The following is a 23,205-nucleotide window of genomic DNA, read 5'->3' on the forward strand; positions in this document are numbered from 1 at the left end:
CAAAAAGTTCAACCCAAGCCCTTACTTTTCATGTTTTTAACATGATACCAAAGAAACAGCCAAGCCGTGACCGCCGCAATGAAATCGGAAAAGGGAGCCGCATACCAAACGCCATCCAAGCCCCAGAAACGGGAGAACAGCAACATGGCCGGTATCAGGAACAGGACCTGACGGCTCAGACTCAAAAACATAGCTTTCCAGGCAATCCCGATACTCTGGAAAAACTGGCTGATCGATATCTGCGAACCGACCACAATGAACACCTGCAAACTGATCCGCAAACCGTTGGCCGTCACATCCAGCAAGGCCGGATCGTTCGTAAAGGCACGGGCTATCAGTTTCGGAAATGCCACGCTACAGAAACAGCCGATCCCCATAATGATAGTAGCCGCGATGATGACTAAGCGCAGCGTCTCCTGCACCCGGTCGTATTTCTTTGCCCCGAAATTATAACCGACAATCGGCTGCATCCCTTGTGCAATCCCGATAACCAACATGACTAAAAGCATCCCGACACTGGAAATAATGCCGTTCGCCCCCAATGCCAAATCTCCTCCGTGCTGTTTCAAGGCATAATTCTGGATTACAACAACCAGACTACCCGCCAGCTGCATGGCAAACGGTGAGACACCGATCGTCAGGATATTCCACACCACATGACGTTCCAGACGGAACGTTCCCCTATGGAAACGCACGATACTATCTTTCTGTACAAAATGGTTCATCACAAAGAGCGTACAAAGTAACATCGAGATAATTGTCGCAACAGCCGCCCCCTTGATTCCCATATCCAGCCAGAAGATAAAGATCGGATCGAGAATGACGTTAGCCACCGCCCCGATCAACATGGTAAACATCGCTTTCTTCGGATAGCCGGAAGCGCGCATCACAGCGTTAAAGCCAAAGCTTAGCGAAGTCAGGATCGTACCGGGAACGACGATATTCAAATAGTCTTTCGCATACGGAATCGTCTGCTCGCTCCCACCGAATGCGAGCAAAAGATCTTCCATCCAGATCATGCAAGGCACTACGGTTACGATTGTGATAAGAAAAGTAAGCGTAAAAGCATTCCCCAACACTTTCTCCGCCATATCATTCGCTTTCCGCCCCAAATGGATGGACACACGTGTTGCGGCACCGGCACCGACCAGCATCCCGAATGCCTGAAGGAATAACAAAATAGGGAATGTCAATGTAAGCCCCGCCATTGCCAACGGCCCAACTCCCTGGCCGATGAAAATACGGTCTACAATGTTATAAAGCGCATTGACCATTGTACCGATCACTGCCGGTATCGCGTAATGTAACAATAATCGGCTGATTTTCTCATTCTCCAGCCGCCATGTTATTTCGTTTGCCATATTTATATCTTCAAATCTAAATTAAACCTTTGTTTCTTCCCGATGGAAATAAACTTCCATGCCCGGGAAAATTTATTTCCATGCCCGGGAAACTCTTTTTTCATGCCCATGGACTTTTTACCGCCTCTACTAAACCGGCAACTGTCGAAAGTACCTTTGCCGCACCATCCGGAAATGTGACAATCAGCTCATGCGGACTCCGGCAATCGACATTCAGCTGTCCTTCTTTCACCGGAGAAGGACGAAATCCATTTCGGATCAGAGCATTCCCGACCCAATAGGAAGCTAAGAAATCACCCTCCACACCTATCGGCAAGGTTGGCGCTTCGGTATTCAGCTTTCCGGTTGCAGGGTCGAACACGATACCTTCTTTTCCGAAAAAGGATTCAAAAGCCCCGCTCATAATCAAATCTTCAGGTGTTCCGCAAGCCATCGGACGCCCTTTCTCCTGCAACCAAAGGCAATCGCCCATCTGGATAGCTAAGTCCAGGTCGTGTGTGGAAAGCAAAATTGCTTTTTCCTGTTCGACAGCCAGGCGATGCAGCAAGACCATCGTTTCGATGCGGCTGGTCACATCCAGAAAGGCAGTCGGCTCGTCCAGCAGGATAATCGGGCACTGCTGCGCCAAAGCTTTGGCGATCATAGCTTTCTGCCGCTCTCCGTCACTTAGTTCCGAGACGTAGTTATGCGCTTTATGAGCGATACCGGCGGCATCGAGTGACTGTTCTATGATTTCACGATCCTGCTTCTTCAACTGTCCGAAGAAACCGGTATAAGGATGACGCCCCAACGAGACAAGTTCATACACAGTAATTCCCCCCGCATTTGTCTTTTCTGTCAATACAACACCGACTGTCAGGGAAAAGTTCGCTTGCGAATAATCGGATAGCGGCCTGCCCATCAACCGGATTTCCCCGCCAAGCGGAGGCTGGAAACCGCAGAGTGTACGGAGCAAAGTCGACTTTCCAGCTCCGTTCAGCCCTAACAGGCAAGTGACTTCTCCCGGAACAAGTTGCAGGTTCAAATCATCGTGCACGACCTTCCGCTTACCACCTTTCAACAGGTAGCCGATACTTAGTCCTTTTGTTTCTATTGCAAATGTTTCCATCCTGTCGTCAGTCAAAGTATTGTATGTTCTTCCGGTTCACAATCACATAAATAATCACGGGCGCACCTAACATCGGGGTTACGGCGTTCAACGGAAGAATATTGTTCGTTCCCGGCAACACCATCAGCAAATTACAAAGCAAAGCAATGCAAGAACCGGTCAATAGTGTAACGGGAACCAGCATCTTATGATTGGACGATCCCAACATCAGACGTGCGACATGAGGAACCGCCAAGCCGATAAAAGAGATCGGGCCGCAAAAAGCTGTCGTCGTAGCCGTTAGCAATCCGGTACACAGCAGGATCAGAATGCGCGTACGTTTGATCTTGATTCCTAAATTGGCCGCGTACATCTCGCCCAAAAGCAACGCATTCAGCGGTTTTATCAACAGAATCGCCAACAGCAAACCGGCAAAGGTAAAACCCGTAAATAAGGAAGTTGCTGCAAAGACACGCCCGAGAAGTTTCCCAACCCCCACATGACAAAGGCATGCACCTTATCCGTCGACGCATAATAATTCAACACCGAAATCAGGGAAGAAGCTAAATAACCGATCATAATGCCGATAATCAGCAGCATGACGTTATTCTTCACCTTTGCCGAGAAATAGATAATCAAGCCTAAAATACAAGCCGCCCCGCCAAATGCCGCCAAGATAACAGCTAAATAACCGCTGATCGGCAAATCCGAGACCATGCTCAACGAACCTCCGAAATAGAGCATAATCGCCGCAACTCCTAAATTAGCCCCGTCACTGATACCCAATATGGAAGGACCGGCCAGCGGATTCCGGAACAAAGTCTGCAACAGCAAGCCGCTGACCGCCAACGAAGCACCCGCCAACAATGCCGTTACCGCCTGCGGCAAACGGCTCTGCAACACGATATTCTGCCACGCAAGCCGCTCCGTTCCTTCTCCCAACAATATCTTCACCACACTTTCAAGCGGGATCGACACGGCACCATAAACCAGCCCGCCTGCAAACAGCAGCAACAGGAGGCCGAACAGGAACGGATAAAAAAGAAAGGCTTGCTTTTTCATGCCTGCAAAGATAATGCTTTTTTAGTTGTCCAATCGAATACTTTTAGCTACCTTGCACACCTAATTAAAAACCAAAAGATTATGACATATATCGAACTTAAAAAGCAAAACCTGATTGAACGCCTGAACGCCATTTCAGATGAAAGCCTGCTCGATGACATCGAACAGCTACTTAACGAGCGGGAAACTGTACTCCATTTCTCCCCTGAGTTGAAAGAAAACATAGATAAAGCATTGGAACAGATGCGGAATGGAGAGATTTACAGCGAAGAAGAAATGGATAAATTTTTCGACAAATGGTTAGCTACAGACGAAGCATAAGTTGGACGGAAAAAGCCCGCTTGGATATAAAAGATTTTGCGCAACATCCTTTAACGATTAGAAAAATATATTTACCTTAGCACCTTGAATGCAATGCTGCTAATGTTATATACTATGAGAAGAATCATCATATCACTCATCATGCTCCTGGGATTCTGTTCCGGCATATACCCGATTTATTTCAAACACATAGGTATGCAGGAAGGTCTGTCACAACTATCCGTAATGGCGATCTACCAAGACCAGTTAGGCAGGATGTGGTTTGGAACCGAAGAAGGCATCAGCATATACAACGGAGTCCAAACAATTGTATATAAGCCGTCCGAATACTACCGCGAAAATACGAACCCGATCGGAAACCAGACCCATTTCATTGCCGGAGACAAAGACGGGAATGTCTTTTTCGATTCCGATAATGCTTTAATCCGCTATGACATCCGGACACAAAAATTCTCCTGCCTGCGGAAATCCGGCGTAGTCGGTATCTCGTCCATCAAAGGAGTCATTTGGGTCGGCGCTACGGATTCGCTTTTCACCTGGAATCCGGAGACAGAGAAACTGGATTTTGCAATGAAGCTGGAATACAGTAACCAACGTTTAACCTGTATGAAAGAAGATTCCAACGGCCAGTACTGGATAGGGACGACAGACGGACTGTATGTAAAGAAAGAAGGCGAACCTCTTACCAGCGTGATACCGGGAGAAGATATCTACAGTATATATGAAGACTCCCGCTACAACCTCTGGATCTCCATCCGCATGAACGGGATGTATAAAAAAGACGTGTATGGAAATTTCACCCGTTACCGTTATGATCCGTCGAATCCTAACAATATCTCGAGCAACCAGGTACGGGATTTTACTGAAGACAATTTCGGTAATATCTGGATCGGGACATTCACAGGACTCAACAAATACAACCCGATCAGTGGCAAGTTCGAAGTTTACGCCCGTAATCCCCTACCCGGCAGCATGACCCATTCGTCGGTATTCCCTATTTATAAAGACAGACAAGGGACGATCTGGCTGGGGACATATTACGGCGGAGTCAATTATTTCAATCCGGAAACCGACCTCTTTACGGTCTATACAGCCAATAATGCCAGAAACGATTGCTTAAACTATCCTTTTGTCGGTAAAATGGTAGAAGATAAAGACGATAATGTCTGGATATGCACCGAAGGCGGCGGCCTGCACTTTTTCGACAGGAAAACAAAGACGTTTACCTACTTCATGGCTGACGAAAACCGCAACTCCATTGCCCATAACAATCTGAAAGCAATCGCCTACAGTCCGGAACGCAATAAACTGTATATCGGAACCCACACCGGAGGGCTTTCAATTTATGATATCAAAAATAAGAAATTCAAAAATCCCTATTTCGAAGATCCTTCATACGCCGTAATTGCCGGTGACCGTATCAACAATATGTGCATATACAACGATGAACTGATATGCACAGGGCCGAAAGGCATTTTTAAAATGAACCTGGACACAGAAAAGGTTTCACCTCTGTTCGATAGTGGCAAATATTACGGAAACACCTGCTTTTGGGTCGATTCCAAAGGCTATTTATGGTTAGCATACGGCAAAGGCGTCTGGAAAATCAACCTGAAAGACGAAACGGATCAGATTCAATTCCGTTCAGGAGAAAACGGATTGGGGGCATTTCCCATTTCACAAATAATCGAAGACAAGCAAGGGAGAATCTTCCTCGGAACACGTGGGTCCGGACTGTTCTATTATGACGAGAATAAGAACCAATTCATCGGATATACGACAGAAAACAGCTTTATCGCCAGCAACTATTGTTATGAGCTTGCCTTGTCAACGATAGACCAACTGGTGATAACCGGAGACAAAGGAATAACATTCTTCGATCCGGACCAGAACCTGTTTAAGGTTGTCGAGTTGGGAACAGCTTTGCCTCTGTCCGGGATAAATACCGGTTGTGGTATCCTGGTTTGTAGAAACGGAGAAATATTTGTCGGCAGCAGTAACGGCATGGCAACATTCTTTGAACAGCAGCTATTCAATTCGACCAAAGATTACCAACTGTTCTTTTCAGATCTGTATATCAACAACGAACCGGTTATTGCAAACGACCACAATAAAGTATTGAACACGGCTCTGCCTTATACCCGGGAAATAGAATTGGCACATAACCAGAATAACCTGATCCTTACGTTTACATCCAACAACTACGTAAACACATTGAAAAAGGCCGCTTACGAATATATGCTGGAGGGGTTCGACAAAAAATGGGTTCCGAGCAAGGACAACAATATTTCCTATACGAACTTAAATCCGGGAAAATACACATTGATCGTCCGGGAAATACAGTACGATCCCAACCAGGAACATCCCCGCACTATCAAAATGGATATCCATATCCATTCCCCCTGGTATGCTTCCAAACTTGCCTATTTCCTCTATTTGGTTTTGATAGCAAGCATATTGTATAGTTTCTACCGCTTCAAAAAATCACAGTTCATGTTGCAAACATCCCTGGAAATGGAACGAAAAGAAAAAGAGGCGATCGAAGAGTTGAATCAAGCGAAATTGCAGTTCTTCTCCAACATCTCGCATGAATTCCGGACACCTTTGACACTGATCATCTCGCAGATAGAACTGTTGCTGCAAAGCAGCTCTTTATCTCCTTCCGTGTACAACAAACTGCTGAAAGTCTATAAGAACACCTATCATATGCGGAACCTGATCAGCGAACTGCTGGATTTCCGCAAACTGGAGCAAGGGCACATGAAGCTGAAAGTTTACGAACAGAACATCGTACCTTTCCTGAAAGAAATCTATCTTTCTTTTTATGAATATGCGTCCAGCCGTTCCATCACCTATAAGTTTACAGCTCCGGAAGACGACATACCCTGTTGGTTCGATCCGAAGCAGATGCAGAAAGTTTTCTATAACCTGCTATCCAACGCATTCAAATACACAAAACCGAATGCAACCATCGAAATGATCCTGGAAAGCAAGGAAAAAGAAGTTATCATCAAAGTTATCGACAACGGCGTCGGGATCAACAAAGAGGATATCGACAAAATATTCGACCGTTTCTACCAGGCGGAAAACGGCATATCGAATATTACCAAAACGCCCAGTACGGGCATCGGACTTGCCTTGACCAAGAATATTATCGAACTGCATCACGGGACGATACAAGTCGAAAGTACTCCCGGCTACGGCAGTATTTTCATTGTCCGCCTGCTGAAAGGTTCCGCACAGTTCACCGACACGGAGCGGGCACAGGAAAAACTGAAAGACCAGCAAGACAGCCTCGTTCCCGATACGGTCGCGTTCACAGACCATATGGAAGAGTTCACCGACACCGATCAGAAAGATATGCTGATAATAGAGGGAGACGACTCGCCCCGCAGCATCCTGTTGGTGGAAGACAACGAAGAATTACTTCAAATCCTCAATTCCCTGTTCTCGCCAACCTATCGTGTCATATTGGCCCGCAACGGGAAAGAAGGACTGGAAAAGGCGCGTGAAGAAAGACCGGATATCATTGTCAGTGATGTTATGATGCCGGAGATGTCGGGTACGGAAATGTGCATGAAGATAAAAAACGATTTCGACGTATGTCACATTCCGGTGGTCCTGCTCACAGCCCTCACCTCGGCCGAGCAAAGCATAGAAGGCCTGCAACGGGGTGCCGACGACTATATCAACAAACCGTTCAATGCAAAAGTCCTGCAAGCACGCTGTAACAACCTGGTGCGCAACCGCATCATCTTGCAAAAGAAATTCAGCCAGCAGAAAGACTTCGATGCACAATCGTTAGCAAGCAACCCGATAGACCAGAAATTCCTGGATACGGTCAATTCGATTATCGAAAAGAATCTGGATAATATCGACTTCGACATGAATATGATGGCACGTGAATTAGGACTCAGCCGAAGCTCCTTGTATGCCAAGTTCAAAGCGTTGACAGGCATGACTCCTAACGATTTTGTCCTCAACTGCAAACTAAAACGGGCTGCCACCATGTTGGTCAACAGCCCGGATTTACAAATTGCTGATATTTCCGATCAATTAGGCTTCGGTTCTCCGCGCTATTTTACGCGCTGTTTCAAAGCCCAGTTCGAGATAACCCCGGCAGAATACCGGAAGAAGACAGAATCTCCTACTTGAACACCTGAATCATCGGACGACCGATCCAAACCTGCGGTTGCTTCAGGCCGAAGATATAGGCGATAGTGGACGCACAGTCGAACTGCATCATGCTTTCCTGGAATTCATAGCTTTTCTTAATTCCCTTACCGGAAATAATAAAGGCTGTTTCCATTTCTTCCATCGTCTTGCCACCATGTCCTTTTTTGATACCGCCATGATCGGCAGTAACGATAAAGATGGTTTCATCCAGCATGCCTGCTTCTTTGACAGCTTCGACGATCTGTCCGATATAGCCGTCCAATTCCTTCAGTTTCGCATAGTATTCCGGCGTGTCGTGTCCGGCAGAATGTCCGGTATGATCCGGCTCGTCAAACACGATATTCACCAGGTTCGGACGAGATTGCTTGATATATTCGACTGCATATTTTGTAGTAGCCGGACTTTGCGGTTTCTCCGTGACGTGCTTGTCATAGTTCAGCGCCAGCGTATCGCACACATAGCGGATTCCGGCCCATTCACAGATACAACCGATTTCAGCTTTCGGATCTGACTGGCGAAGCAAGCCGAACACAGTCGGGAAGATACCGTCTTCGTCCAGAACACGGGAAGGCAATTCCGGAGTCTGCGAACCCCATTCCGTATAACCGTGCAGTTCAGGTCCTGCGCCCATATACATGGAAGCCCAGTTTACCGCACTGGATGACGGCAATACAGAACGTTTTTTCAATGTATAAGACCCGTCGGCCATCAGTTTTTTCACATTCGGCATATCAGCCTTATTCACACTATAAGCGCCCCAGCCATCCAGACCGATCAGCACTACATGTTTGGCTTTCCACTTTGCAGCCATCGAAGCATCGGCAAACAACATAAAAAATGCCAATGCAAAAATCAATTTTCCTATTTTCATACTATTTCTATTAAGTAATATCCCGTAAATCCAAGTATAGGCAAAGTTACGGATATTATTTATAAATTACCCTTTTCAATGTCCCGTTTTCGTTTCAAGGCTTCCAGGTAATAGTAATCGGCATAGTTCAGCGGAACGTCGATTTCGGAATTGTGAGGGATACTACCTACAGAATGCATCAGCAGAAAGTTTCCGTTTGTTCCTAAGGCAGCCCGGTAAGCAGGAGAAGAAAGAGAAGCCATAAGCTTGTCGGCATACGCTTTATAGCCGGCAGCATCGGGCACATCCATCGTACTGATTTCATAAAGGGCGGAAGCGATACAAGAAGCAGTCGAAGCATCGCGGGGTTCGTTCGGAATGTTCGGAGCATCCATATCCCAATAAGGGATCAGGTCTTCCGGCAAATTTTTCAGATTCTTCATCATATTGAATGTCTTCAAAGCCTGATCCAGGTATTTGCGGTCTTTGGTTTCACGATAGCATACCGTATAACCATAAATCGCCCAAGCCTGTCCGCGGCTCCAGATAGATTCGTCGGCGTATCCCTGTGCCGTCTGGCGATGGCGAACCGCTCCATCCTTAATGCTATAATCGATTACATGGTAGCAACTGCCGTCCGGACGGAAATGTTCCTGCAAGGTACGGTCGGCATGAGACACGGCGATTTTGTAGAAAGAAGAGTCGCCGGAAAGACGGGTTGCCTCGAACATCAATTCCAGGTTCATCATATTATCGATGATAACCGGACATTCCCAACCGCGCTCGGACTGCCATCCGCGTACCACGTCCCAAGACTGGATAATTCCGGCAGCCGGACGAAAACGGGTAGACAAAGATTTCGCTGCCTGTACCATCACATCCTTATAAGCAGGAGTTCCCGCCAGACGCAGACCGTTTCCGAAACTGCAATTTATAATAAACCCGATATCATGATGCCAAGTCAGATTCTTCGCTTCCTCGATCGCATCCGTATATTTGGCAGCCAAAGGCAGCAGGCTGTCATCACCGGTCAATTCATACAAATACCAGACTGATCCGGGAAAGAAACCACTCCGCCAATCGGCATACCCGCAATAATAAACGGAACTGTCCGACTTCAGAGTCACAGGATTCAAACATTTTCCACTCGCCTCGATCACGTCTATCTCCTTGCCTATTTGAGCACGGGCAAAATCGATATTCTCGTCGATAAAGCTTTTTTCTTCTGTTTTAGGGGCACCCCCGCAAGATAGCAGGAATGCCGAAAAAGCAAATGCAATCAAATTTTTCATCATGATTCTATTATTTTATTGTTGTTATCGTATAAGTATAAGAACCGGAAAGCGGCTGCTTTTTAGCATTCAACGACACCCGGTAGATTTCTTCACCCCAGACATTCGACAGACGGGGATCTACCAATTTTACAGTTTCAATAGCCGGCTCAAATGTATTCTTGTCATATGCCAGACGTACCTTTTCATTATTCACTTCGATCGTCACGGCTCCCGGAACAGAGATATCCACTTTCCCCCAAGTCAGGAAATTAACCTGATTGGGCTTTTCCGCCTTCTTCAACGTAAACGAATCTCCGATCTTCAAGGCATTCTGGTCGAGCTTATAAGAACGCACCCATCTCGAGACATGGGCGTCTTCCGGATAGGCAGCTGCAAGATCAGCAGAGAATGACATCCGTTTCGGATCGAAACGGACGTCTTCTGCTTTATATTGAGAACCAAACTGTTGGGGAACTCCATTGATCATCGGCAGATTATGATAATTACTCTGCATCGTCCAAATCGTATAACGTTCGGGACTGAATGTCTGGCGCGTATATGTTCCCACACCGGCGTCTATGATAATTGGCGTAGTATTCAAGTAAAGGGAGAAGGTTCCTGCATCATTATGGTTATGGCTTTCGTTATTATATCCGCCTTTCGTTGCCACGAAAAAGCCTTTTTTGTTTGTCATATAGCAAAACTCGGTCTCCGGATACCAAGAGTAGACCGGAACTTTATAACCGGCATCCACCCCATCCATCTCTTTACGATACAACAGAGTCTGAAAAAGCCGGAAAGGATCTCCACCCGGAACAGCCTTTTTAGCGGACAAACTCTTGAGATAAGCGGCATAACTCATCATAACCGGACTTCCGGTCGCTTTCCCATAACGGAAAATAAGATCGGCATCACCGCCACCTTTAGCCGAAGCATCCGCAAAATTCACAACCCAACCGTTGCCGACATAGGAACGGGCTATATATTCACCCATATTCTTTACAATAGGCTGATCGAATACAGATATTTTACCACCGGTCCCATCATAAAGCATCTGCAGGTAATCATACATTTTCCCGGCAGCATGCCCCCAATAGGACGGTCCTTCTTCGCAAGCACCGTCTTGATGCGTATAGTTGATAAAATGGTCTACGGATGTCATTGTCCGGTAAACAGCCTTGGCCAGTTTGTCCCGGTCATTTTCAAGCAGAAAAAAACATTGCAGCACATTGAAGTTGCACCAGGGATTCCAATTGTTCACCAAGCCACCCGGTTTCAAGTGGAAAGCCATCCACCAAAAATGATCTTCATTCATATATGTATCCAATATACGGACCTGCAATTCATGCCGCAGTCTATCCGAAATCAGAGGATTCACCTTGTCAAAGGAAGGTTTGAGGAAATAATAGATCCATGACAATTGGGAAGCTAAGTTTCCTGAACCAAGGTCTATTACATGTTCTTTATAGTTAGGAAAACAACCGCCGATCTCCTGCAAACCCAAATGAGCGGACAATGCCCACGTAGTCATTTCGCAAGAAGCAAAAACGCCGTTGATAATCTGATCGATAAAACGTCCTTTTCCTTCTGCCATCTCCGCCATAAACAATGCGCCAATCGCCGAATTATTCTTATTGAACGGATTCTGCATAATGTCACGGTCGCCGCTTCGTCCGAATTCCAGATAATCGGTCGCTTTCACCACCTTCCATTCATAATTCAGAAAAGCTTCTCCTTTCCTTATATAATCATCTTTATAATCGCCTAAAAACTGATCCCAACCGGCCCGGTCGGAATAATCAGGATAGGAAACCCATTTCTGATCCATCACCAAAGCAGACTTCACCTTTTCAAGGTCTGCCGCCTTCTGTAATAAATTGCGTTCTTCGTAAGCATGAAGATATGTGGCTGCCCAAAGCAACAGGCACATAAACATAAATAATCGTTGTGTTCTCATAGGTATTATTTTTCAATATCACAAAATTATGTGTACCAGTAATGAGAGACGAACACATTCATCCATTTCATGTGCACAAATTGTCCAAATACAGAAATTTAAGGAGTTCCCTCAATAAGAAAAAAGGCTTTGGTTCCGGTCTCACGACCTCAACCAAAGCCTTACAAATACATATGTTGAAATTCTAATACCTATCCGGTTAATCTATCCAACCATCATTTTGTTTCAGATTTTCATTCATCTGAATTTCAGATTTAGGAATAGCCCACTTATACAAGTTATCGCCTCCCCAAGTATAAGTGTACTGGATTGTACCCCAGATTTGCTTCAGACCTGCACCGCTGAAGTATTTGCTTTCGTGCAATGTTTTCCAGCGCATTTCGTCGAAGAAGTTCACACCTTCGCCGGCAAACTCCCAACGACGCTCGTTGCGGATACGTTCACGCATGTTATCCTGGCCTGTAACCTGTGTATAGGTGTTACTATTCAAAAGAGCGGCGCCTGCACGTGCACGTACTTTATTAACCCATTCCACAGCTTCATCCGTTTTTCCCTGTTCGTTCAAACATTCAGCCAAAGAAAGCGCAACATCTGCATAGCGGATAATTGGAATATCGATCGGAGAATAAGTACGGTTAGGAATCTCATTTGCTCCTTCAGCTACAAATTTACGGAACAAATAGTAGAAGCGGTTATTTGTATCTGTCTTCAAGTCAAATGGATCTGCCGTATCGTATCCTCTGTACGGCCAACGCAATGTATAAGTGTAGTCTGTTGCTCCGTTAGCACCGAAATATTGAGAATACGGAGTAATAACGGTAGCTGTCAAACGCGGATCACGGCTTGCATAAACACTCAGGATACGGGCTTCATTACCTGTCGGCAAATACTTAGACATATCAGCACCATCATCTGCCATCTTGGCTATTTCATCTTCTGTCAAACCATCACGCAAGAAATAAACAGCACGTTTAGCCGGATCCATTTCATTGTATCCCGGGATGAAATCATTCCAGTTGAAAGGTTTGCCATCCGCACATTCATACGATTCGACAAAATCAGTATTGACAAGATAAGTATTCCAGCAAGAGCCAAACGAACTACGAGTACCATAACGGAAAGAGAAATCATTTCCATAGCCGGACTCTCCAACACATTGCATAGAGAAAATCATCTCGTCGCTTTGCTCATTCGCTTCTTTGAACATTTGCTTGTAATCGCCCTGGAACAGACCATAACCCAATTCTCCGACTTTACGGAAATCAGCTTCGGCCTTTGCCATTCATTCATCCACATATAAGCTTTCCCGCGCAATGCATAAGCAGCGCCTTTAGTGGCACGACCATATGAAGCATCTCCTTTAGCATATTTATCAGGCAGTTCGCTTGTGTTGATCGCATCGGTCAAGTCAGTAATAACCTGGTTCCATACAGCTTCTTCCGTATCACGGCCTTTTACCAGTTCATCCAATTCTGCCGGCTCCAAATATAAAGGAACACCTTTAAACATTGAATTCAATCTATAATAGAAAAAGCCACGCATAAACTTAGCCTCCGCCATCAGACGAGCCAGTTTTGCTTCGCTCAACGGAGCATTCGGCAAGTTCTTGATCGCGTCGTTTGTACGGCTGACACCTTCATAATTGGTTCTCCAGTATCCTGAGAACTGACCGTCTCCGGTTGTCACCGAACCGATTGTCAGCGCATAATCTCTATCACGGCAATCGGCAGAAACCCCATAACAGTCAAACTTATACAGGTCGGCAGCCACATTGCTGTACTGTAACATGCTATAGATACCGACAACCCCCATATCCGCAAGGTTTTCAGTTGTCCACATATTACCGGAAGCAATAGAATCATAAGGAGATAAATCCATCAAATCTCCACGGCATCCAGTCAGAACCGAAACAGATGCACACAATAACAAAATATTCTTAACTAATTTCATAACTATCTATCCTCCTTTAAAATGAAATATTAGCACCAAATGCAAATTGTCTCAATGAAGTATATGCAGGTGTTGCACCTAATTCCGGATCTTGTCCCGGATATTTTGTAATATTGAATACATTTTCAATAGAGACATATACACGCAGGTTGTCTGTAAAAATCTTCTTGGCAACAGGAGCCGGCAATGTATATCCGAAAGTCAAATTTTTAAGTTTCAGATAATTTGCATTGAACAAATACAAAGAAGTAGCCTCTGTATTTTGGAAACCGTTTTCTCCGTTTACCAAACGTCCGTATTTCGCGTTAATGTTTGTACGCGCATCAGAAGTATTTTCAGGATCAAAGAAATAGTGGTTATTAGCAATATCCGTTCCCAAAGCAACACCGACACGTGTCGTCGGAGAGTTATATCCGGTTGCAGATCCCCAATACAATTTGAAGCCGGCTGCACCTGCCCAGTTCATAGAGAAGTCAAAACCTTTCCACATGGCCGAGAACTGCAAACCGAAGTTGTATCTCGGGTCCTTCGAGAATCCCTGGAATTCTTTATCGTCAGAACCGCCATAAATTCCGTCTCCGTTGGCATCGGCATAAACATAATCACCGTACCAGATTTTATCTTTACCCACAGTTTTATTCGGCATAAATGTATATCCGGCATCGATCATAGATTTCAACCACTCCATATCAGATTCAGTCCGGATCATACCGTCAACAGGACCACCATTCACTCCGTCGGCAGCATATCCCTTACCGGAACCTTTATACGGATTGCGCAGGTAAAATTCTTTTGCACTATAACCCTGTACGATCGGGTCTACAGCCGAAGTACTGGAAGCCACATCACCGATGTTACTTACCCAATTTCCATCTTCGTCGTAATAGCTCTTAAATTCCCCTTTATATGCACGGATCTTATTCGGCGTATAAGAGAAGTTACCACTAACCGAATAGCTGAAATCTTCAATCTGGTCTTTCCAGCCCAATGTAAATTCAACACCCTTCGTACGCATTTCTGCAATATTCTTACGAGGTGCCGATTTATCTCCGGCAGTCAGATAGATAGACGGCTTGAACAAAATACCGGTCGTGTTCTTCACAAATGCATCCATCGTGAAAGACAAGCGATTATTCAAAGCATTCAAGTCGATACCGACGTTGGTCATGGTAGAAGTCTCCCAAGACAGTAATGAGTTGGCAATTGAAGTCGAAGCCAGACCGGAAGTAAGCTTTCCTCCTAACGGATACATGGAACTTCCATAAGTCGACTGATATTCATATTCGCTGATAAGAGTAGCATCGTCTCCACCGTTATTACCTACAGAACCGTAAGAAACACGCAGTTTCAAGTTATCCAACCAGTTTTTGGTATTTTCCATAAACGCTTCTTCCGAAACACGCCAAGCACCTGAGAATGACGGGAAATTACCCCAACGATAATCGGCATGGTAACGGGCATCTCCGTCATGGCGAATATTAGCCTCAAACAAATACTTAGATTTGTAAGCATAGTTCACACGCGCAAAGAAAGAACGACGGGCACGGTCAAAAGCTCCACCTCCGATGCTAACCATTTCGGTAGCCGACCCGGGTGTATGGATACTTGAATCGATCAATCCTTTTTTCGTTGCACTGCGGGATTCACGTTTATAATAATATTCTTCATAACCGACCAAACCGCCTAAATCATGATCTTTGTTGATTGTCGTATTATAACGTATGATATTTTGCAACGTATAACTATAATCCGAACGGTTATAGAAATAAGTAGTCATTTCAGAAGGTTCCGTAGCTGGTGACATAACCTTACCATCGCTAAACCGCACTTTCTCCAAAGGATTTGTCCAAGTTTGGTTATCTTCCCAGTAACGTTTGTAGTTCAAGCTGAAATCCCATGACAAGCCCTTTAACGGAGTGATTGTAGAATACAAAGTCGTATTAAAGTTCGTCTTCTGTTTCTTTCCGTCCTGTCCGTTCAAGAATGCACCGATACTGTTAGCCGTTGCACTTTCTTCAGGAGCTTCCGGATATCCGTATGAACCGTTCCATTCCGGATAAAGTCCCGGTGTCGTCTGGCGCAGATAGTTGTTCGCATTATCAAAGTTTCCCGCGTCTTTATCTTCCTGGGAAGCAAATGTACGGGTTCCGACTTTCAACCATTTCGTAATATCGGCTTCAATATTTGCACGTAAAGAGTATTTTTGAATACCTGTATTTTCAACAAGTCCGGGGTTATCCAGATAACCGGCAGACATCAAAACACGGATTTTATCGGAACCACCGTTTACGGACACATTATGGTCGTTAATCAAACCATGTCCGAACAAATAGTCCTGCCAGTCCGTATTTGGATAAGCGACATAATTAGGTACACCATTTTCATTCAAACCATTCGGATCTTTTGATTTTTCACGCCAAAGATCAATTGTGCTCTGTGAGAAGTGATTTGGCTGACCGATATTCTCGAATGATTCATTAAGCCATGTCATATAATCGGCATAATCCGTAATCTGATCGATCAAATTAGTCGGTTGCGCATAAGAAACACGACCCGTATAAGCCACTGACAACTTTCCGGCTTTTCCCTTTTTTGTTGTAATCAAGATTACACCATTGGCAGCACGGGAACCGTAAATAGAAGATGCGGCGGCATCTTTCAATACAGAGATATTCTCAATATCCTGCGGGTTAACCAAGTCCATCGAACCTTCCACACCGTCGATCAAACTAAAGGTTCCTGGTTGTTCAAAGTTCCGATACCACGAATACGGATTGTAGAACCGTCACTACCCGGCTGACCGGAATTCTGCATAACCTGCACACCGGCACTGATACCGGCCAACGCATTGGATACATTCGTAATAGGACGAGACAAAGCTTGTTCTTCAAAGTCAACAGAAGAGACAGAACCGGTCAGGTTTACTTTCTTCTGCGTTCCATAACCGACAACCACAACCTCTTCCAATGCCTGAGAATCCTCTTTCAGGCTGATCTTAAAATCTTTCTTTCCATTAACCGGCACCTCTTGATTTTGATATCCGATATAGGAAACAACTAAAATAGCATTTGAAGCAACTTCTAACGTAAAATTACCATCCATATCGGTAATCGTACCGTTAGTAGTTCCTTTTTCTACTACATTGGCACCAGCGATAGGACCAAGTGCATCTTCAACCACACCTTTAATAGTGTATTTTGCCTGTTGTGGCGAAGCGACAACAGGTGCAGGTTCTACAGAACCTGATGCATCGAGTGCCGGATTAGCAGATGCCATTCCAATAGAAGCCAAGAACATGGATGCTCCTAAAAACACCGCCTTCGATACATAAAAGCGTTTAAAATCTTTTGTCATAATAACACCAGATTGATTTAATAAATTAATAATTCACTTTCACTATTTATCACTTTGTGTCTTTTTTAAAGTGTTTTTTCACAAAAGTGCATTCTGGATCACAGTCCTTCAAGAACTACGGCTATTCAGAAAAAATCATCAGCTCCCAAAAAGGACTAATAGATAGTTTTTATAGTCTACCTGCTAACTATCAAAATGAGACTACTATTGCCGATAATCCATATTAGTACCGCAGAAAAGATCATTACTTACGCGAGTTGTATTTTTCACCTATCATTTTGAGTGTTGTACCACGAATATAATAGCGATTTGTCAATTCATGGAAAGTTTCTACGGAGTCAGTCTACCATTTGAAATATATATAGATCGAATGAATGCGTATCAATTAAAAAATATAAATCTTCTTTTATAAAAAAGAGAATAAGAGAAAGTTTATTTTGCTTAGAAAGATTTAGAAAAGTAAATCATAATTCTTCAACAGTCTCTCCAAACTTTTTTTGTTTGAAATCTAAACGAAGCTTTTTTATTTTAAATGCCATAGTATGTTGTATAAAATAATATACACATAAAGCAATGTAATACAACTGTTTATATTTATGCTAAAAACTCAACACTGGATAATTAGTGCATATCAAATGGATAAATTTATACATTCCTGCACATTATTAACATCTACATTTGCAGTGTTCTGATCGTAGTTCTTGAAGGACTATGAACAAAAAACACTTTTGTGAAAGACACAATTTATGAAAAACACAAAGTGCCAATTCAGAGAAACGTGAATTATTATCAATTTATTAATCAATCTGGTGTTATTATGACAAAAGATTTTAAACGCTTTTATGTATCGAGAGCGATGTTCTTAGGAGCTTCAATGTTTCTGGCATCTATCGGGATGGCATCTGCAAATCCATCTATCGGTACATTAGGTTCTGTAGAACCTACTCCGATCGTTGCTTCTCCGCAACAAGCAAAACACAGTATTAAGGGTGTAATTGAAGATGCACTGGGTCCCATCGCCGGTGCCAATGTAGTAGAAAAAGGGACAACTAATGGTACGATTACCGATATGGACGGTAATTTCACATTGGAAGTATCTTCCAATTCGATTCTTGTTGTTTCTTATATTGGTTACAAGGATCAGGAAATCCCCGTAAACAATCAGTCCTCATTCAAGATCAAGCTGATCGAAGACTCACAGGCTTTGGAAGAAGTGGTAGTTGTAGGTTACGGTACACAGAAAAAGGTGAACTTGTCGGGATCCGTGTCAACCATAAACGTTGCAGAATTAACAGAAAGCCGCCCAATCACCAACGTTTCCCATGCATTGGCAGGTCTTGCAGCCGGTGTAAACGTACAAGGTACGGCCAATCAGCCGGGTAACGACAATGCGTCGATCAAGGTTCGCGGTCAAGGTACATTGAATGACTCTGCCCCGTTAGTTATCATCGATGGTGTCGAAGCAGGCATTAATACCGTCAATCCTCAGGATATCGAATCGATGACCGTATTGAAAGATGCTGCCTCTTCAGCAATTTACGGTTCTCGAGCTGCCAACGGTGTCATTTTGATCACGACAAAGCAAGGTAAAGCCGGTTCTATCAAATTAGACTATAACGGTTACGTCTCATTTACCTCCCCGGAAATTCCAAGTTCGATGGATCCAGTATCAGATTATGCCACCTACATGGAGTTGATCAACGAAGGATACGGAAACTCGGGATTAAAGAAACAATTCTCGCAAGAGATTATCGACGAATGGCGTGCCGATGGCGGAAAAGATCCACTCAGATATCCGAATACCAACTGGTTGGATGAGACATTCAAAAATTCAACTTCACACAACCATGTGATCTCAATGAGCGGCGGTAGCGATAAAATTCGTTTCTATTCTTCATTCGGTTATCAGAAAAATCCGGGTGTCATGGAAAACACTTCATACGAGAAGTATAACGGACGTGTCAACATCTCCGCCGATGTGAAACCTTGGCTAAACTTAGGAGCTCAGGTTAGCGGCTACGTATCGAATATGGATCCGGCTGCCAAATATACAGCTAATGATAAGAAAGACACATCTGTCGATGATGTATTCACATATGCTTCAGCAACGACTCCCGGTATGGTATTCCGTGCACCAGACGGACGATACGGAGCCATGAACAACAGCGAGGATGACGCGCAGGCTGCAGTCAATAATCCTTTGCGTCGCTTGAATCAGACGGCCGGTAATATCCGTAAAACCAATATGCGTTCCCGTTTCGTCGGTACATTGAAACCTTTCGAAGGATTCTCCGTAACGGCTTCTTACTCATATGAGTTTGTAGACGAACAGCGGAGCAAAAAGCCAGTATTCATTGACGCTTGGAACTTCCGTGACGAAGTGATCACTTCTTCTACACGCGGGAAAACAAGTATCATGAACTATGACGGTAAAGTTGAACGCTTCTTCGGTGATGTTGTAGCACGCTATGAAAAACGTTTCTTTGATAATCGCTTAGGCATGAACGCCATGGTCGGTGCCAGCCAGGAAATGTATCGCAGCAAGAATTTCTCCGCTACAAAATATGATATGATCGATTTAAGCCTGAATGTAATCAATGCTGCCATTGGCGATGCGTCCGCTTCCGGTTCAAGTACAGAATGGGCTATGCGCTCTTTCTTCGGTCGTGTCAATCTGGACTGGGATAGCAAATATTTGTTAGAAGTGAATCTTCGTGCAGACCAGTCATCCCGCTTCCTTTCCAATAACCGTACCGGTTATTTCCCCTCTGCTTCTGTCGCTTGGCGTATGGATCAAGAAGCATTCATGGAAGACTGGATAGAAAAAGGGTTGAGTAATTTAAAACTGCGTCTTTCTTACGGTTCTTTAGGTAATAACTCCGTCGGCAACTATGATGCTCTCGCGACTTATGCCAACAAACCAAGTAGCGGAAGCGCTTTCAACTATACATTGAACAATGCCTTGGTATTGGGACTTGCACAAGCTAAATTGGCCAACCCTAACCTGACTTGGGAATCCACCTACATGACCAACGTTGGTGTTGATTTCGGATTGGTAAACAATAAACTCACCGGTACGATCGATTATTTCAATAAGAAAACTAAAGACATCTTGATCAACTTGCCGGCTCCCGACGTACACGGTACGGCTTCCATACCTAAGCAGAACAGTGCTACCGTTACAAACCAAGGTCTCGAAATGACACTCGGCTGGCAAGATAAGATCGGCGACTTCTCTTACGGAGTGAACGGTAACTTTACATATGTAAAGAATATGGTAAACAAATTCAAGGGGAAAGAGAAAGGCGGCCAGTCAATTGACGGAGCCAACTTGATCTGGGAAGGGCATTCGATCAACTCCCAATATTTACTGCGCGCAGATCGTATCATCCAGACAGACGCTGATTTGGCGATTGTACAACAAATAATCGACAACGCTCCGATAGACGAAAAAACGGGTAAGAAAGTTAATCCGTTTGCAGCATTCGGTACACCTCAAAAAGGTGATTTACTGTACAAAGACATCAATGGAGACGGTATCATCGACATGGATGACCGTGAAATTGTTAGCGACGGCCCGAACCCGAAATTCCAATTCGGTTTGAACCTGAATGCGGCTTACAAAGGGTTCGACTTCTCCGTCTTGTTCCAAGGACAAGCAGGCGTCAAAGTGTATTGGCAGAACGATTTGGCAAACACATCATCTGTCCGTTTCGGATACCAGTTGAACAAAGAAGTGGCAGAAGGCCGCTGGACAGAAGGCCGTACAAACGCCACATATCCACGTTTGCTTCAGTCCCAGAATGAAATCAACAAGCAGAGAAGCGACTTCTACCTGTCAAACAAAGCATATTTGAAGATTCGTAACATCCAGTTGGGTTATACCCTGCCGAAGACCATTACGGATAAAATGCAAATAGAAAGACTCCGTTTCTACGGCAGCTTGGAGAACTTCTTCACTTTCACGTCATACAGAGGTCTTGATCCGGAAATCAGCGGTTTAGGTTATCCGGCTATGAAATCGGCTGTATTAGGTATTAATGTAACCTTTTAATTGAATTAAACATTATGAACAAGTATAAATTATTTTTCACTTGCGCTGCTTCACTTTTAATTATGAGCAGTTGCTACGATCTGGACCGTTTTCCGGAAGACCAAATGAGTGCCGGAACTTTCTTCCAGACACAAGACCATGCCGATCAGGCAATGATGGGCGTTTATAGCCAGATGACGCATGACGACGTATTCGGCCGCCAATTCGGTTTCGACTGCTTAGGTGGTGTAGGAGCTGGATATGACGCTCCTTCCTATCCGAATATCGGGCGCGGAACTTACACTACGACAGAAGGTGCTGTCGGCAATAAGTTCAAACAATTGTATGAAGGTGTCGCACGTGCGAATATCGTCTTGCAGAATGTGGACAAATGCGATATGTCAGATGAATTAAAGAGCCGTTACAAATCGGAAGCTCGTTTCATGCGCGGCCTCTATTATTTCACCTTGCTCGATTACTGGGGTGGTGTTCCTATCTATGACGAAAAGACAATCGTAGCGGAAGATTTCTCCAATATGATGAATCCAAGAAGCTCAGCCGACGAAGTGCGTAAGTTCATCATCCAGGATATGGATGACGCCATAGCCCACCTGCCGGCTAAATGGGACGACACGAACAAAGGACGTGCTACATCGGGTGCAGCAATGGCATTGAAAGGAAAGGTACTTCTTTATAACAAACAATACCAGGAAGCTGCCACATGTTTTGAAAGTGTAGTCAATAGCGGCGAATATGCTTTATATTCCGATTATGCCGATTTGTTCAAACCGGGTGGTGATGAAAGTTCAGAAATGATTTTCGCGATCCAGAACATTGGCGGTGTCGGTACAGACTTCGGTATGCCTACTACCTTCTATATGGGAAGCCGTGCTTCTTACGGAAGTTGCTGGAACAACGTAATGGTTGCCACTGATTTCGTAGACTCTTATGAATGGACCGATGGTCGTCCGTTCGATTGGAACGAAGTGATTCCGGGATTCAATGAAAGTGACGATGTGAAGAAAACTACATTCTACGCGACACTGAACAAAGGCTTGAACAAAGTGGATACTTACCCGGCCGCCAAAGACAAATTGTTGGACATGTACAGTAAACGCGACCCGCGTATGATGGCTTCTATCATCCTGCCGTACACAACTTATAAAGGCTGGTATGCCAACGCACCGATGGATACCGAATACATAATTACGGCAAAATCCGGACAAGCAAACGAAAAGAACGGTTTCATCCGTGTCAACGGAAACTACGAAATGTATTTGTGGCGCAAATTCGTTGCCGAATACGATATGGACGGAGCCATCAACAATCGTGCCGATACACCGATAAACTTCCCGTTGATCCGCTATGCAGACGTTCTGTTAATGTTAGCAGAATGCTACAATCAGACAGATCAGCAGACCAAGGCTGTAAACCTGATCAACCAGGTTCGTGCACGTGTCGGTATGCCTGGCCTAAACAGTGGACCGGACTATTTAAAGGCAACAACGAAAGACGAAGTATTCAAGCGTATCAGACACGAACGTGCAGTCGAATTGGCAGGTGAAGGTCATAGTTTCAGCGACATGAAACGTTGGGGGCTACTCGAATCTTTGGCCGGAAAAGTAAAAGGTTTTACCGGACAGTTCTATTATAACCGCGTCGTTCAGGTGCGTGATTATCTGTGGCCGATTCCAAATAGTGAAACAGAAAAGAACCCAAGTCTGAAAGAAAATCAGAACCCTGGATGGTAATTATCTACCAATAAACAAATAAAAGGGCA

General features: G+C 44.5%; 9 protein-coding genes and 3 pseudogenes. 4 read left to right on the plus strand and 8 right to left on the minus strand.

Annotated elements, in window-relative coordinates; translation table 11 throughout:
* Nucleotides 1-8: 8 nt before the first annotated feature.
* The 3 genes and pseudogenes from DW083_RS11705 to DW083_RS11715 form a co-directional block, all read right to left on the minus strand.
* Nucleotides 9-1,361: an MATE family efflux transporter gene (locus DW083_RS11705; protein ID WP_122332484.1), complete on the minus strand. Its 1,353-nt coding sequence runs from the start codon at nucleotides 1,359-1,361 to the stop codon at nucleotides 9-11.
* A gap of 100 nt (nucleotides 1,362-1,461) precedes the next feature.
* Nucleotides 1,462-2,469, minus strand: a complete 1,008-nt coding sequence (locus tag DW083_RS11710; RefSeq protein ID WP_115500950.1) for an ABC transporter ATP-binding protein — start codon at nucleotides 2,467-2,469, stop codon at nucleotides 1,462-1,464.
* A 7-nt stretch (nucleotides 2,470-2,476) separates the two neighbouring features.
* Nucleotides 2,477-3,510, minus strand: a pseudogene (locus tag DW083_RS11715) (iron chelate uptake ABC transporter family permease subunit).
* Nucleotides 3,511-3,591: 81 nt separating this feature from the next.
* Here DW083_RS11715 and DW083_RS11720 point away from each other — a divergent pair.
* Together DW083_RS11720 and DW083_RS11725 are read left to right on the plus strand one after the other, a co-directional pair.
* The gene (locus DW083_RS11720; RefSeq protein ID WP_115500943.1) at nucleotides 3,592-3,831 is read left to right on the plus strand and encodes a hypothetical protein; all 240 of its coding nucleotides are present in this window, start codon (nucleotides 3,592-3,594) and stop codon (nucleotides 3,829-3,831) included.
* 114 nt (nucleotides 3,832-3,945) lie between these two features.
* On the plus strand, nucleotides 3,946-7,986 hold the full coding sequence (locus DW083_RS11725; RefSeq protein WP_122332505.1) for a two-component regulator propeller domain-containing protein: 4,041 nt from the start codon (nucleotides 3,946-3,948) through the stop codon (nucleotides 7,984-7,986).
* On the opposite strand, the gene DW083_RS11730 is transcribed toward DW083_RS11725, so the two are convergent.
* The 5 genes and pseudogenes from DW083_RS11730 to DW083_RS11750 form a co-directional block, all read right to left on the minus strand.
* Nucleotides 7,979-8,878, minus strand: a complete 900-nt coding sequence (locus DW083_RS11730) for an alkaline phosphatase (RefSeq protein ID WP_122332485.1) — start codon at nucleotides 8,876-8,878, stop codon at nucleotides 7,979-7,981. The two genes, DW083_RS11725 and DW083_RS11730, sit on opposite strands and share 8 nt — an antisense overlap.
* A 59-nt stretch (nucleotides 8,879-8,937) precedes the next feature.
* Nucleotides 8,938-10,152, minus strand: coding sequence for a glycoside hydrolase family 88 protein (locus DW083_RS11735; RefSeq protein ID WP_199659174.1), 1,215 nt, complete (start codon nucleotides 10,150-10,152; stop codon nucleotides 8,938-8,940).
* A 7-nt stretch (nucleotides 10,153-10,159) separates the two neighbouring features.
* Nucleotides 10,160-12,088, minus strand: coding sequence for a heparinase II/III family protein (locus DW083_RS11740; protein ID WP_122332486.1), 1,929 nt, complete (start codon nucleotides 12,086-12,088; stop codon nucleotides 10,160-10,162).
* 199 nt (nucleotides 12,089-12,287) lie between these two features.
* Nucleotides 12,288-14,038, minus strand: a pseudogene (locus tag DW083_RS23620) (RagB/SusD family nutrient uptake outer membrane protein).
* Nucleotides 14,039-14,054: 16 nt separating this feature from the next.
* Nucleotides 14,055-17,392 (minus strand): annotated as a pseudogene (locus DW083_RS11750) (SusC/RagA family TonB-linked outer membrane protein).
* A gap of 817 nt (nucleotides 17,393-18,209) precedes the next feature.
* Here DW083_RS11750 and DW083_RS11755 point away from each other — a divergent pair.
* Together DW083_RS11755 and DW083_RS11760 are read left to right on the plus strand one after the other, a co-directional pair.
* On the plus strand, nucleotides 18,210-21,446 hold the full coding sequence (locus DW083_RS11755; RefSeq protein ID WP_115501287.1) for a TonB-dependent receptor: 3,237 nt from the start codon (nucleotides 18,210-18,212) through the stop codon (nucleotides 21,444-21,446).
* Nucleotides 21,447-21,460: 14 nt separating this feature from the next.
* A complete protein-coding gene (locus DW083_RS11760) occupies nucleotides 21,461-23,176 on the plus strand; it encodes a RagB/SusD family nutrient uptake outer membrane protein (RefSeq protein WP_115501285.1) in 1,716 nt (571 codons plus the stop codon).
* Nucleotides 23,177-23,205 lie beyond the last annotated feature (29 nt).

Source organism: Parabacteroides sp. AF48-14 (assembly GCF_003477465.1).
GTDB classification, from domain to species: Bacteria; Bacteroidota; Bacteroidia; order Bacteroidales; family Tannerellaceae; genus Parabacteroides; species Parabacteroides acidifaciens.

Excerpts from the sequence above, each read along its gene's own strand:
- DW083_RS11705 (WP_122332484.1), bottom strand. The coding sequence starts at position 1,361 with ATGGCAAACGAAATAACATGGCGGCTGGAGAATGAGAAAATCAGCCGA.
- DW083_RS11735 (WP_199659174.1), bottom strand. The coding sequence starts at position 10,152 with ATGATGAAAAATTTGATTGCATTTGCTTTTTCGGCATTCCTGCTATCT.
- DW083_RS11755 (WP_115501287.1), top strand. The coding sequence starts at position 18,210 with ATGACAAAAGATTTTAAACGCTTTTATGTATCGAGAGCGATGTTCTTA.
- DW083_RS11740 (WP_122332486.1), bottom strand. The coding sequence starts at position 12,088 with ATGAGAACACAACGATTATTTATGTTTATGTGCCTGTTGCTTTGGGCA.
- DW083_RS11725 (WP_122332505.1), top strand. The coding sequence starts at position 3,946 with ATGAGAAGAATCATCATATCACTCATCATGCTCCTGGGATTCTGTTCC.
- DW083_RS11730 (WP_122332485.1), bottom strand. The coding sequence starts at position 8,878 with ATGAAAATAGGAAAATTGATTTTTGCATTGGCATTTTTTATGTTGTTT.
- DW083_RS11720 (WP_115500943.1), top strand. The coding sequence starts at position 3,592 with ATGACATATATCGAACTTAAAAAGCAAAACCTGATTGAACGCCTGAAC.
- DW083_RS11760 (WP_115501285.1), top strand. The coding sequence starts at position 21,461 with ATGAACAAGTATAAATTATTTTTCACTTGCGCTGCTTCACTTTTAATT.
- DW083_RS11710 (WP_115500950.1), bottom strand. The coding sequence starts at position 2,469 with ATGGAAACATTTGCAATAGAAACAAAAGGACTAAGTATCGGCTACCTG.